Origin of the sequence: Kitasatospora sp. NPDC127121 (genome assembly GCF_042677305.1) — a bacterium.
Classification (GTDB): Bacteria; Actinomycetota; Actinomycetes; order Streptomycetales; family Streptomycetaceae; genus Kitasatospora.
In genome coordinates this window covers 60,314-72,754 of the sequence record NZ_JBHXTQ010000040.1, presented here as the reverse complement: position 1 = coordinate 72,754, position 12,441 = coordinate 60,314, and the positions used below count along the sequence as shown (strand labels likewise).

The following is a 12,441-nucleotide window of genomic DNA, read 5'->3' as shown; positions in this document are numbered from 1 at the left end:
AGAACTACACTCCCTAAATCGACCCAAACATCAGAAAAATAAAAAAAAACAGGAAGTCGGCCCGTCCGACTTCCTGCGCACCACCGCCCCACCCCGCCACACCGAAGGCCGGTGCCCCCAGGGGCACCGGCCTTCGCAGCGAGGTGGACCAGCCAGGTCCAGCGGAGTCAGGCGGCGATCCCGGTGTCCTCCACCGACGCCCCGGCCACCGGCTCCCCCGCCGCCATCCCGGCCTTCCGGTCGCGCATCACCAGCGTGGCCACCACCGCCGCCGCCAGCACCCCGATCGCGCTGATCGTGAAGGTCGTCGACATCGCCGAGGTGAAGGCCTCCCGGACGGTCCAGACGAGCCCGGCGTCCCCGTTAGCCAGCGCCAGCGCCCCGCCGACGGAGTGCTTCGCCTCCTCCGGCATCCCGGCGGGCATCTCGGCGGCGAAACCGCTCGACAGCAGCGAGCCCAGGATGGCGATGCCGAGCGCGGTACCGGCCTGCTGGATGGTGTCGTTCAGCGCCGAACCGACGCCCGCCTGCTCCGGCGGGATGGTGCCCATCAGCGCGCCCACCGCCGCCGGCATCGCCAGGCCCGCGCCGAGGCCGAGCAGCCCGAGGGCGACCGCCGGGACGGTGAAGCCGGTGCCGGCGGTGACGGTGGTCAGCAGGGCGAAGGAGGCGGCCATGACGAGCATCCCGGTGAGGATGAGCAGGCGGTTGCCGATCGTGGCGGCGAACTTGGCGCCGACCCCGTTGCCGACCAGGGCGGCGATGGCCAGCGGCACGAACGCGAGGCCCGCCTTGACCGGCGAGTAGCCGAGCACGAACTGCAGGTACTGGGTGAGCACGAGCAGCAGGCCGCCGTTGCCGATCTGCACCAGGGTCAGCGACAGCGAGCCCCCGCTGAAGTTGCGGTGTTTGAAGAGCGCCAGCGGAACCATGGGCGCGGAGGCGATGTTCTCCCACGCCACGAACCCGCCGAGCGCGAGCACCGCGATGGCCAGGGTGACCAGGGACTGGCCGCCGAAGGCGCCGTGCTGCGGGATCTCGATGATCCACCAGACCAGGGCGGTCATGCCGGCCGCGGAGAGCACCGCGCCGAGCGGGTCGGGCTTCTGCCACGGGCCCTTGGACTCCGGCATCAGCAGCAGGCCGGCCAGGATCGCCAGAGCGACGACCGGGACGTTGATGAAGAAGATCGAGTGCCAGGAGAAGTGGTTGATCAGCACGCCGCCGAGGACCGGGCTGCCGACCAGCCCCAGCATCGCCACCGAGCTCCAGGCGGCCATCGCCTTGTTGCGCTCGTCCTCGTCGAAGACGGTGATGAGGATCGACAGCGTCGAGGGCATGATCAGCGATCCGCCGACGCCCATGGCGACCCGGGCCGCGATCACCTCGCCGGGGTTGGTACAGAAGGTGGCCGCGAGGGAGGCCGCCCCGAAGAGCAGCAGTCCGATGATCATGATCTTCCGGCGGCCGAAGCGGTCCCCGAGGCTGCCGGCGGTGAGCAGCAGCCCGGCGAAGACCAGGACGTAGGAGTCGAGGATCCACTGGGCGTCCTGGGCGCTGGCGCCGAGGTCCGCCGTCATCGAGGGCACGGCGACCGTGAGCGCCATGCTGTCGACCACCAGGACGAGCGAGCTCAGGCACAGCACGATCAGGATCCACCAGCGGTGCGGATTGCGGCCCTCGGTCGCGTTGAGCGCTGTCATCAGCCACCCCTCCATTCTGCGCACACCGTTCCCCCGGTGCGCACCCCGTTCCTTCGTTGCGCACACTGTACGCATAGCGGAACAGCGTGCGCAATATCCGACTCCTGTACGCTCAATGCGAACGGTGTACGCAGCGAAGCAGGAGCAGAGGGAAGGGGAGCCGCCATGGCCGCCGAAACGAACCCGATCCCGTCCGTATGGGCCCGTCGGCAGCGCGAGCCCGACCAGCCCGCACTCAGCCGGGCCGCGATCGTCCGCGAGGCGATCACCATGCTGGACGCCGAGGGCATCGAGGCCCTGAGCATGCGCAAGCTCGCCACCCGGCTGAACGCGGGCGCCACCTCCCTGTACCGGCACGTGGCGACCAAGGACGAGCTGATGGAGCTCGCGGTGGACGAGGTCTTCGGCGAGATCACCCTCCCGCCCGCCGACAGCCCCGACTGGCGCGCCGCCGCCACCGAGGCCGCCGGCGCCTTCCGGGCGACGGCCCTGCGCCACCCCTGGCTGTCGTCCGTCCTCGGCCAGGCCGGCCTCGCCCACCTCGGCCCCAACCTGCTGTCCTACGGCGAGCGGCTGACCGCCTTCTTCACCTCGGCCGGCTTCCCCGAGCCGGTCCGGGCGATCGACACGGTCATCTCCTACGTCGTCGGCATGAGCACCACGGAGGCGGCCTGGCTCACCACCGTCGCCCGGGCCGGCGAGAGCGAGGCCGCGTTCATCGCCCGGCTGATGCCCGCCGCCCGGGAGGCCACCGCGGGCTTCGCCCACCTCGCCGACGCCTACTCGGCCGTCTCCGCGGACCCGGACCCGGCCGCCACGCGCGACGCCAAGTTCGCCTACGGCCTCGCCGTGGTCCTGGACGGCCTGGCCCTCCGTCTGCCCCGCTGACCCGCTGACCCGCCGACCGGACGACCCGCGGGCACTCCACTCGGCGCGCAGCCACCGCCCGCCCACCACACCGGTCCGACCGGACCAAGCCGTCCAACTCCCCCGCAAAGGGACAGCGGTCGCGGCCCTCGTACGGGCGCCCCCTCCCCGCCTGGCGAAATACCGGCGGTCGCGGGGCGGGGAGCGGGCACAATGGCCTAGTGATGGTGGGCCGTCCGGTGTCGGGGGGCCAGGGAATGGAGGCCCGGGTGAGCGATCTTCCGCGCAAGGCAGTGACCCGCACGGCACGGCTCGCCGCCCTGCCGCTGGGGATAGCCGGACGCGCCACGCTCGGTCTGGGCAAGCGCATCGGCGGGCGCTCCGCCGAGGTGGTGACGGCCGAGCTCCAGCAGGCCACCGCCGACCAGCTGTTCAAAGTCCTGGGTGAACTCAAGGGCGGGGCCATGAAGTTCGGGCAGGTGCTGTCCGTCTTCGAGGCCGCGCTGCCCGAGGAGGTCGCCGGGCCGTACCGGGCCGCGCTCACCAAGCTGCAGGACGCCGCTCCCCCGATGCCCGCCGCCAAGGTGCACACCGCGCTCGCCCAGCGACTCGGGGACGGCTGGCGCGAGCTGTTCCGGGAGTTCGACGACCGGCCGGCGGCGGCCGCCTCGATCGGGCAGGTGCACCGGGCCGTCTGGCACGACGGGCGCCGGGTCGCGGTCAAGGTGCAGTACCCGGGCGCGGGCGACGCACTGCTCGCCGACCTGACGCAACTGAGCCGGGTGGCCTGGCTGTTGGGCCCGCTGATCCCGGGGCTGGACATCAAGCCGCTGATCGCCGAGCTGCGCGAACGGGTGTCGGAGGAACTGGACTACGAGCTGGAGGCGCAGGCCCAGCGCCGGCACGCCGAGGAGTTCGCCGGCGACCCGGACATCGTGGTGCCCGGCGTGGTGGCGCAGGCCGACCAGGTGCTGGTCACCGAGTGGATGGACGGCACCCCGCTGGCCGAGGTGATCACGGGCGGCACCCAGGAGGAGCGCGACCGTGCCGGGCAGTTGCTGGCCCGGTTCCTGTTCGCGGGCCCGTCCCGGACCGGCCTGCTGCACGCGGACCCGCACCCGGGCAACTTCCGGCTGCTGAAGGACGACGGCCCGGCGGAGGGCTGGCGGCTGGGGGTGCTGGACTTCGGCACGGTGGACCGGCTGCCGGGCGGGCTGCCCGCGCCGATCGGGGCGTCGCTGCGGATGGCCCTGGACGGCGACGCGGCGGGCGTGCTGAAGATGCTGCGCGAGGAGGGCTTCGTCAAGCCCTCGATCGAGCTGGACCCGGACGCGGTGCTGGACTACCTGCGGCCGATCATCGAGCCGGCCGCCGTGGACAGCTTCCACTTCACCCGGGCCTGGATGCGCGCGCAGGCGGCCCGGATCGCCGATCCGCGCTCGCCCGCCTACAACCTGGGCAAGCAACTGAACCTGCCGCCCGCGTACCTGCTGATCCATCGGGTGACGCTGAGCACCATCGGGGTGCTCTGCCAGTTGGGCGCCCAGGCGCCGTTCCGGGCGGAGATGCTGGCGTGGCTGCCCCAGTTCGCCGGTCGGGAACCGGCGGCGACGGCGAAGCCGGCCGACCCAGTGGGGACGGCGAGACCGGCGGGGACGGCGAAGCCGGCCGGTCGCAAGCCGGCAGGCGGCGAGCCCGCCAACCGCACCCGCAAGAGCTGACCACAACGCCCCCGACGACCGCAGGCCGCTCCCCGTGACGGGGGGCGGCCTGCGGCACGACGGGGGTGGAACGCGGGGAGGCCCCGCGCCGCGACGAAAGCCGCGACGACAGCCGCGACTACATCAGGGCGACGGCGATCGCCTTGCGGGCCCGCAGCGAGGCGCGCTCGGCCCGCTGCTTGAGCCGGCGGGCCCGGGCGACCCGGGTGACGAGGCGTTGGTGCTCGGCCTCGTGCAGGCGCTCTTGCATATGGGCCCGGGCCAGGGATTCGTGGAGGAGTTGCATTTCGAGGGTCCTGTTCTGGATCTGAAGTTCGGTGGTCTGCTCAGCGCGGACGGTCGGATCGATGGCGGCGGCGGTCATGTGGTGGTCCTGCTCGTGGTGCGTGCTCGGGAAGGGGGCTGGCCGGGCTGCGTCGGCCTTGGCGGCGGCGATCCGGACGGAACGGCGGAGGGAGCTGTCCAGCAGGGGCTGCTCTCCCCGGCGGACGGCCCTGGCGCCGTGGGCGGGGTTCACGCCATGACCTCGGTCTTGCGCGGACGGCCACGCGGCCGCTTGCGGGCCACGACGACACCCTGGACGAAGAGCTCGCCACCCCAGACGCCCCACGGCTCGCGCCGCTCCAGCGCACCGGTCAGACAGGCGTCCTTGACCGGGCAGGTGCCGCAGAGGGACTTCGCGTACTCGACGTCGGCGGGCGTCTCGGCGAAGAAGACCTCGGGGTCGAAGGCGCGGCAGGGGATGGGGAGCCCGAGCGCCTCGGCCTGCTCGATGGAGCTGATCTGCATGGAAAGAACCTCCGGGGGGTCGGCCTGGTCGGCCTTGGTGATCTGGCTTGTCGGCGGTACGGACGGGATGGGCGGCGTGATGACCGTGGACACTGTGGCGTCTTCCTCGTCTTTTCAGTGGTTCCGGCCCAGATGGCTGGTGGGTCTGGGCCGGAGGCCCCGGGGGGCCTGGGTGGTCTTGCGTACCGGACAAAACAGAAGGGCCGCGGATCCCGGTGTGACGGGTTCCGCGGCCCTGGAGGTGCCGACCTGAGGCTTACTCAGGTTCGTTCTCTCCAGGGTTCAGGCCCGCGGAAGGCCCGCATCCGGATGGCCGTGGCGCCCGCAAAGGCGGCCATGGCCTGGTTAATCTGCTGCTCGTTCTGCTTCTGGGTGCTTCCGGCACCGACGACCTGCGCATAGTCGCCATGCATGGCGGCTGCTACGACTGCCTTCGGTGCCTGGGTCGGTCGCTCATCACGCAGGGAGCGCGACGTGCCGAACGACGCCCAGTCGCCGGACAGACCGGCCTCGACGGAGGTGCCTTCGACGTTCCTGCCGCCCGCGGCGCAGACATCAGTGTGTCCAAGGCCACTGACAGCGGGGACGACGGAGACACCGGTGGTGTCGAGACCCAGACCGGTTCCACCGAGCTCGGCGAGCGCCCGCAGACGGGCGGCACGCAGGGAGGCAGCAACAACGGTCTGGCCAGTCATTTTGGTGATCATGATGTTTCCCACTGTCATCGCCTCCTCTCGGCGTCTCGCGGAGCCAGGTCGCCCCGGCTCCGAATGTTCGGATGTCTGTCTCGGTGAAGCTGTTGGGTGCAGGGGATTCGGCACAGGTGTCACCCCGTGCGATCTCGTCCCCTTGACCGCTCCGGCAGGCTATTGCGCTCCCGGTATGCCGCGCAAACTATTTTTCACGGCGGGTTCGAATGTCCCCCGAGCGGCCCCCGGGAGACTCCCCTGGACCGCGCCCGGACCGGCTCACGCCGGATCGACCGGCTCGCCGTCCTCGACGCCGTCCGGATCCTCCTCGGGCTCCTCCCCCGCACACAACGAGAGCACGGCCGCCCCGTACTTGTCCAGCTTCATCGCGCCGACCCCGGAGATCACGGCCAGCTCCTGGCGGCTGGCCGGCACGTCCTCGGCGATGGCCATGAGCGTGGCGTCGGTGAACACCACGTAGGCCGGCGCCCCCTGCTTCTTGGCCTGCCGGGCCCGCCACTCGCGCAGCCGCTCGTACAGCGCCTCGTCCATGGTGGACGGGCAGCTCTCGCAGCGGCGCAGCTTGCGCTCGACCGCCTCGGTGAGCACCTTCTCGCAGACCCGGCACTTGACCGGGCCGCGGACCCGCCGGCCGGCGGAGCGCTCGCCGGGCTCCACGCCCCCGCGCCCGCCCCGCCCGCCGGTGCGTGCGCCGGGGGCGCTGGAGCCGGGACGCAGCCCGTCCAGGAAGCGGCTGGGCTTGCGGCTGGCCCGGCCGCCCGGGGAGCGGCTGAGCGCCCAGGAGAGGGAGAGGTACCTGCGGGCGCGGGTGACGCCGACGTAGAGGAGTCGGCGCTCCTCCTCGATCTGCTCGTCGGTCTTGGCGTAGATGATCGGCAGGGTGCCCTCGGTGAGGCCGACGAGGAAGACGGCGTCCCATTCGAGGCCCTTGGCGGCGTGCAGCGAGGCGAGGGTGACGCCTTCGACGGCGGGGGCGTGCTGGGCGGCGGCGCGGGCGTCGAGTTCGGCGACGTAGGCGGCGAGGTCGGCACTGTGGCCGGCGGCGGTGCGGGTGCGCTCGAACTCCTCGGCGAGCCGGACGAGGGCGGCGAGGGACTCCCAGCGGTCGCGGACGGCGCCGGAGCCGGCGGGCGGTTCGGCGGTGAAGCCGCGGGCGGCGAGGACGGCGCGGACCTGGCCGGCGAGGTCGGGGGCGTCGGCGGTGAGCGGGTCGGCGCCGGCCCGGGCGGCGCCGCGCAGCAGGACGCCGGCGTCGCGGACCTCGGGGCGTTCGAAGAACCGCTCGGCGCCCTTGAGCTGGTAGGGGACGCCGAGGTCGGCGAGGGCCTGCTCGTAGACCTCGGACTGGCCGTTGGTGCGGAACAGGACGGCGACCTCGCTGGCGCGCACGCCGGTGGCGAGCAGGTCCTTGATCCGGCGGGCGGTGGTCTCGGCCTCGGTGGGCTCGTCCTCGTACTCGGTGTAGACGGGTTCGGGGCCGGCCTCGCGCTGGGAGACGAGTTCGAGGCGGTGGCGGGCGGCCTCGCCGCGGGCCTGGCTGAGCAGTCCGTTGGCGAGGTGGACGACCTGCGGGGTGGAGCGGTAGTCGCGGACCAGCTTGACGACCGTGGCCTCGGGGTGGTGGGTGCGGAAGTTGAGCAGGTAGTCGGGGGTGGCGCCGGTGAAGGAGTAGATGGTCTGGCTGGCGTCGCCGACGACGCAGAGGCTGGCGCCGCCGCCGGGGCCGGTCCACTGGTCGAGCAGCCGCTGCTGGAGCGGCGAGACGTCCTGGTACTCGTCGACGGTGAAGTGCCGGTACTGGGAGCGGACCTGGTCCGCGATGTCGGGGCGGTCCTCCAGGATGGCGGCGGTGAGCAGCAGGACGTCCTCGAAGTCGATGACGCCGCGGCGGCTCTTGGTCTCCTCGTAGACGCGGTAGACCTGGGCGGTCTCGGCCGGGTCGCGGGGGGCTTCGCGGCCGGACTTCTGGACGGCGGCGGGGTAGTCGTCGGGGCCGAGCTGGGTGACCTTGGCCCATTCGATCTCGGCGGTGAGGTCGCGCAGTTCGGTGCGCTGGACGCGCAGGCCGCAGCGGCCGGCGGATTCGGCGACGAGCTGGACCTTGCGTTCGAGCAGCTGGGGCACGGGGCCGCCGACGGCGCGCGGCCAGAAGTACTGGAGCTGGCGCAGGGCGGCGGCGTGGAAGGTGCGGGCCTGGACGCCGTCGGCGCCGAGTTGGCGCAGTCGGCCGCGCATCTCGCCGGCGGCGCGGGCGGTGAAGGTGACGGCGAGGACCTGCTGGGGCTGGTACACGCCGCTGCGCACGCCGTAGGCGATCCGGTGGGTGATGGCGCGGGTCTTGCCGGTGCCGGCGCCGGCGAGGACGCAGACGGGCCCGTGCAGGGCGGTGGCGACGGCGCGCTGTTCGGGGTCGAGCCCGGCGAGCACGGCGTCGGGGCCCGTGGCGGCGGTGGGGTCGGCCCAGAGGGAGCCGTGGGGGCCGTCGGACGGGCTGCCGCTCAAGAGGTCTTCCTGCATGCTTTCCATCCTCTCAGCCCGCTGGGACAACGGGGGCGGGGTTGTCCACAGGCACGGTGTGATCGCAGGATGATCGCTGCGCACCGGGGCGCGCGGGGCCGTTCGGGCGCCGTCGTGGTGCGACGGAGCGTGGCCGCGCGGAATGACCGTCGCGCGGTGGGCGTTCCTGCCCTGAGACCGTACGCCCTCTTCCTGAAGGAGCCTCCTCGATGTCCGGCAGCGTGACGATGTACAGCACGACCTGGTGCGGGTACTGCAACCGACTCAAGAGCCAGATGGACCGGGAGGGGATCGGCTACACGGAGGTCAACATCGAGGAGGACCCGGCGTCGGCGTCGTTCGTCGAGTCGGTCAACGGCGGCAACCAGACCGTGCCGACGGTGCTGGTGACGCCGAACGCCGGCGGCGAGCGGGTCGTGATGACCAACCCGAGCCTGCTGCAGGTGAAGAAGGCCCTCGGGGTCTGAGTGGTCCGAGCGGCCCACGTGGTCCGAACGGCCTGAACGGTCCGAGCGGCCCGCGCGGGCTTGAACGGTCCGAGCGGGCTTGAACGGCCTGAGCGGGGCCGGCCCGGCCCGGGGTCCGGGCCGGCGCGCGTCACTGCGCGTCGGCCCTGGCGGGGTCGACGGGTGCGGCGGGCGCGGGCAGGGTGGCGCGCGCGCCGAGGTCGCCGATGCCGTAGACGAGCCGGCTGCGGTCGGCCGAGTAGCGGGTCTCGATGACCCGGACGGGCCCGCGCCGGTCGTAGGTGACGCGGGTCTGGACCATCAGCGGCACGCCGGGGCCGCCCTGGAACCACTGGGCCTCCTCGGGGCCGGGCATCCGGGCGATCAGGTGGTCGACGGCGCCGATCTCGGTGCGGCCGAGTTCGTTGAGGACGGCCTCGTCGCCGCCCTCGACCGGGTCGGGTTCCATCAGCGGGGTGCCGGCGGCGAGTCCGGCCCGGTAGTGGCTCTCCTCGATGGAGTACGGCTCGCGGTCGAGCAGGCGCAGTTGGCGGCGGACCACGATGGCCTCGCCGGGGCGCAGTCCGAGCCGTTCGGCGATGTCGACCCGGGCCCGGACGATCATCATCTCGAAGTCGGTGGTGAGTTCGCGGCCGGCCTCGGCGGCCTCGCCGAGGTAGACGGCGGAGGGCACGGCCAGGCAGTCCCGGGGGGCGGGGGCCAGGGTGGGGCCGTAGGCGCGGTGGTCCAGGACGGGGTGTTCCCGCAGGTAGGTGCCCTTGCCCTGGAGGCGGACCAGGCGGCCTTCGTTGACCAGGACGTCGACGGCGAGCCGGACGGTGTTGCGGGCGACTCCGTACTGGCGTTCCAGTTCGCTCTCGACCGGGAGTGCGGCGTCGGCGGTGAACTCGCCCTCGGCGATCCGGCGGCGCAGGTCGGCGGCGAGACGCTGGTATTTGGGGGATTGGGCGGTGCCCCGGGGGATTGTCACCCGAGTGAATGTAGCGAGCGCGATGGCGGGGTTTCAGCCGTTTCCGGCAATGTCGTCCGCGCGGGTTGACGACGGCTGCGGGGTGGCGGGCGGCGGTAGCAGAACTGGCCCGTCCGGCCACGAACATCTGATCGTGGCGGATTAGGGAAGGAAGGGAAAAGAAAAACGGGGGCGCGCGGGATAACCCGCACGCCCCCCATTCGTCGGGGATTACCAGCGCGCCGCCGACGGCAGCGGTCCGCCGTACCAGAGCTCGACCAGGTGGCGCGCGATCGAGATCCCGGAGGGCGGCAGGATCTCCCCCGCCTCCATCCCGGCCCGCAGCTCGTCACGGGAGAACCAGCGCGCCTCGGCCAGCTCCTCGCCGTCCACGGTGATCGCCGTGCCGCCCGGCAGCGCCCGGCCCGTGAAGCCGAGCATCAGGCTCGACGGGAAGGGCCAGGGCTGGCTGGCGACGTAGCGCACCTCGCCGACCCGCACGCCGGCCTCCTCGTGCACCTCGCGCACCACCGCCTGCTCGATCGACTCCCCCGGCTCGACGAAGCCGGCCAGGGTGGACCAGCGGCCCTCCGGCCACAGCGCCTGGCGGCCGAGCAGGCAGCGGTCCTGCTCGTCGGTGATCACCATGATCACCGCCGGGTCGGTGCGCGGGTAGTGCTCGGCCGCGCAGGAGGTGCAGCGCCGCACGTGCCCGGCACCGGCCTTCTCGGTCGGGTGCCCGCAGCGCGAGCAGAAGCTGTGCAGCCGGTGCCAGTGCTCCAGCGCGACGGCGTGCACCAGCAGTCCGGCGTCCCGGTCCGACAGCAGCGCGCCGACCTCGCGCAGCCCGGCCGGGCGGGCGTCGCCGTCCAGCCGCCCGGGCAGGCTCTCACCGGCCAGCGCGAAGTACGAGACGCCGTCCTCGTCGGTGCCGAGGAAGTACCGGTCCCCGGTCTGCGGCGCCTCGAAGGAGGGCATCAGCACGAGTTCGGTGCCCTGCGCGGTGTCGACGACGAACGCCTCGCCGCCGGCGATCGGCAGCACCCGGGTGGCCGGGTGGCTCCAGGCCGCGGCCAGCCAGGGCTCGTCGAGCCGGTGCTCGGCCGCCCGGTCCACCCCGGCCCGGGCCAGTGCCAGGTTCAGTGGGCGTTCGGTCTCAGGCACGGTGCTCACTTCGTTCCATCCCCACGTGATGAATCATCCGGATGAGTGATCTGACTGCCATGGTGTGCCCGCGCGGGATCACGCGCCGGGCCGGAAGTTCTCGGCCAGGTCCCCCCACAGGTACGCGGCCGTCTCCACGCCCTTGGCCAGCAGGTCCAGTTCGACCTTCTCGTTGACCGAGTGCCAGCCGTCCGAGGGCACCGAGATGCCGAGGAACAGCACCGGCGCGCCGAGCACGTCCTGGAGGTCGGCGGCCGGGCCGGAGCCGCCCTCGCGGGTGAAGAGGATCTTCTGCCCGAAGGCCCGGCCCATGGCGCGGACGGTGGACTGCAGCGCCGGGTGGTCCAGCGGGGTCAGGCAGGGCCGGGTCGCGCCCGGGAAGGTCAGCTCGTGGCGGACGCCCTCGGGCACCCGCGCGGCCACCCACTCCCGGACGGCCTCGCGCACCTTCTCCACCTCCTGCCCGGCGACCAGCCGGAAGGACAGCTTGAGGTGCGCCGAGGACGGCACGATGGTCTTGCCGCCGGGGCCGGTGTAGCCGCCCCAGACGCCGTTGACCTCGGCGGTCGGGCGGGCCCAGACCCGCTCCAGGGTGGAGTAGCCGGCCTCGCCCCGGGTGCCGTACGACTTGGCGACCCTGAGCCACTGCGCCTCGTCGAAGGGCAGTTCGGCGAACAGCTCGCGCTCGCGGTCGGTCAGCTCGATCACGCCGTCGTAGAAGCCCGGGATGTCCACCCGGCGGTCGGCGTCGTGCAGGCCGGCCGCCAGCTCGGCGGCGACCTGCGCCGGGTTGGGGACGGCGCCGCCGAAGGAGCCGGAGTGGATGTCGGTGTCCGGGCCGTACAGGTCGATCTGGGCGTCGGCCAGGCCCCGCATGCCGGTGCACACGGTCGGCGTGGTCTCGGACCACATGCCGGTGTCCGAGATGACCACCACGTCGGCGGCCAGCCGCCCGGCCTCGCGCCGGACCAGGTCGGCGAAGTGCGGCGAGCCGGACTCCTCCTCGCCCTCGATCAGCAGCTTGAGGTTGACGGCCGGCGCGGTGCGGCCGGTCGCGGCCAGGTGGGCGCGCACGCCCAGGGTGTGGAAGAACACCTGGCCCTTGTCGTCGGCCGCGCCGCGGGCGAACAGCCGCCCGCCGACCACGGTCGGGGTGAACGGCTCCGTCTCCCAGCCGTCCTCCTTCGCGGCGGGCTGCACGTCGTGGTGCCCGTAGACCAGGACGGTCGGCGCGGACGAGTCCCCGGAGGGCCACTCGGCGAACACCGCCGGCAGGCCGTCGGTCTCCCACACCTCGGCCACCGGGAAGCCGGTGTCGCGCAGCTTGGCGGCCAGCCACTCGGCGGAGCGCCGCACGTCGCCGGCGCGGGCCGGGTCGGCGGAGACCGAGGGAATGGCCAGCCACTCGGAGAGGTCGGCGAGGAAGCCGGCCTGGTGCTGGTCGATGAAGGAGCGGACGACGCTGTCCGGAGTTCTCGTCATACCGACGACTTTAGTTCGCCCGTGCGGGTGCCCGCCCCGGCCGTCCGGCTGCCGGGCGCCGTTGGGGCTGTA

The 12,441-nt window shown here is 72.8% G+C and carries 11 protein-coding genes; 3 read left to right on the top strand and 8 right to left on the bottom strand.

Annotation, left to right across the window (positions count from 1 at the left end):
- Positions 1 to 167: 167 nt before the first annotated feature.
- A complete protein-coding gene (locus ACFVHI_RS20860) occupies positions 168 to 1,703 on the bottom strand; it encodes an MFS transporter (protein WP_380341442.1) in 1,536 nt (511 codons plus the stop codon).
- 165 nt (positions 1,704 to 1,868) lie between these two features.
- Here ACFVHI_RS20860 and ACFVHI_RS20855 point away from each other — a divergent pair, with 165 nt between their 5' ends.
- Both ACFVHI_RS20855 and ACFVHI_RS20850 read left to right on the top strand, forming a co-directional pair.
- Positions 1,869 to 2,591, top strand: coding sequence for a TetR/AcrR family transcriptional regulator (locus ACFVHI_RS20855; RefSeq protein ID WP_380341439.1), 723 nt, complete (start codon positions 1,869 to 1,871; stop codon positions 2,589 to 2,591).
- A gap of 248 nt (positions 2,592 to 2,839) precedes the next feature.
- Complete coding sequence (locus tag ACFVHI_RS20850) at positions 2,840 to 4,291, top strand: ABC1 kinase family protein (RefSeq protein WP_380341436.1); 1,452 nt, start codon at positions 2,840 to 2,842, stop codon at positions 4,289 to 4,291.
- Between the two features lie 118 nt (positions 4,292 to 4,409).
- Here the strand turns inward: ACFVHI_RS20850 and ACFVHI_RS20845 are convergent, their stop codons facing one another.
- From ACFVHI_RS20845 to ACFVHI_RS20830, 4 genes are all read right to left on the bottom strand, one after another.
- Positions 4,410 to 4,655 carry a hypothetical protein gene (locus tag ACFVHI_RS20845; RefSeq protein ID WP_079136258.1) on the bottom strand — a complete coding sequence of 82 codons (246 nt, stop codon included), beginning with the start codon at positions 4,653 to 4,655 and terminating at the stop codon, positions 4,410 to 4,412.
- Positions 4,656 to 4,804: 149 nt separating this feature from the next.
- Positions 4,805 to 5,173 carry a WhiB family transcriptional regulator gene (locus ACFVHI_RS20840; protein WP_371517211.1) on the bottom strand — a complete coding sequence of 123 codons (369 nt, stop codon included), beginning with the start codon at positions 5,171 to 5,173 and terminating at the stop codon, positions 4,805 to 4,807.
- A 167-nt stretch (positions 5,174 to 5,340) separates the two neighbouring features.
- Entirely contained in the window at positions 5,341 to 5,787 is a 447-nt protein-coding gene (locus ACFVHI_RS20835; protein WP_380341433.1) for a hypothetical protein, read from the bottom strand.
- A 261-nt stretch (positions 5,788 to 6,048) separates the two neighbouring features.
- The gene (locus ACFVHI_RS20830) at positions 6,049 to 8,316 is read right to left on the bottom strand and encodes an ATP-dependent DNA helicase UvrD2 (protein WP_380341431.1); all 2,268 of its coding nucleotides are present in this window, start codon (positions 8,314 to 8,316) and stop codon (positions 6,049 to 6,051) included.
- 200 nt (positions 8,317 to 8,516) lie between these two features.
- On the opposite strand from ACFVHI_RS20830, the gene ACFVHI_RS20825 reads away from it, so the two are divergent.
- Positions 8,517 to 8,774, top strand: a complete 258-nt coding sequence (locus ACFVHI_RS20825; RefSeq protein ID WP_063347903.1) for a mycoredoxin — start codon at positions 8,517 to 8,519, stop codon at positions 8,772 to 8,774.
- 130 nt (positions 8,775 to 8,904) lie between these two features.
- Here the strand turns inward: ACFVHI_RS20825 and ACFVHI_RS20820 are convergent, their stop codons facing one another.
- The 3 genes from ACFVHI_RS20820 to ACFVHI_RS20810 form a co-directional block, all read right to left on the bottom strand.
- Entirely contained in the window at positions 8,905 to 9,744 is an 840-nt protein-coding gene (locus ACFVHI_RS20820) for a GntR family transcriptional regulator (RefSeq protein WP_063347904.1), read from the bottom strand.
- A 210-nt stretch (positions 9,745 to 9,954) separates the two neighbouring features.
- Positions 9,955 to 10,896, bottom strand: coding sequence for an NAD(+) diphosphatase (gene nudC / locus ACFVHI_RS20815; RefSeq protein WP_208869073.1), 942 nt, complete (start codon positions 10,894 to 10,896; stop codon positions 9,955 to 9,957).
- 69 nt (positions 10,897 to 10,965) lie between these two features.
- Positions 10,966 to 12,369: a dipeptidase gene (locus ACFVHI_RS20810; RefSeq protein ID WP_063347906.1), complete on the bottom strand. Its 1,404-nt coding sequence runs from the start codon at positions 12,367 to 12,369 to the stop codon at positions 10,966 to 10,968.
- Positions 12,370 to 12,441: the final 72 nt, after the last annotated feature.

What these genes read in the sequence shown, in the direction of transcription:
- ACFVHI_RS20860 (WP_380341442.1), bottom strand. Translation starts at nt 1,703, where the DNA reads ATGACAGCGCTCAACGCGACCGAGGGCCGCAATCCGCACCGCTGGTGG.
- ACFVHI_RS20855 (WP_380341439.1), top strand. Translation starts at nt 1,869, where the DNA reads ATGGCCGCCGAAACGAACCCGATCCCGTCCGTATGGGCCCGTCGGCAG.
- ACFVHI_RS20845 (WP_079136258.1), bottom strand. Translation starts at nt 4,655, where the DNA reads ATGACCGCCGCCGCCATCGATCCGACCGTCCGCGCTGAGCAGACCACC.
- ACFVHI_RS20835 (WP_380341433.1), bottom strand. Translation starts at nt 5,787, where the DNA reads ATGATCACCAAAATGACTGGCCAGACCGTTGTTGCTGCCTCCCTGCGT.
- ACFVHI_RS20830 (WP_380341431.1), bottom strand. Translation starts at nt 8,316, where the DNA reads ATGGAAAGCATGCAGGAAGACCTCTTGAGCGGCAGCCCGTCCGACGGC.
- ACFVHI_RS20825 (WP_063347903.1), top strand. Translation starts at nt 8,517, where the DNA reads ATGTCCGGCAGCGTGACGATGTACAGCACGACCTGGTGCGGGTACTGC.
- ACFVHI_RS20810 (WP_063347906.1), bottom strand. Translation starts at nt 12,369, where the DNA reads ATGACGAGAACTCCGGACAGCGTCGTCCGCTCCTTCATCGACCAGCAC.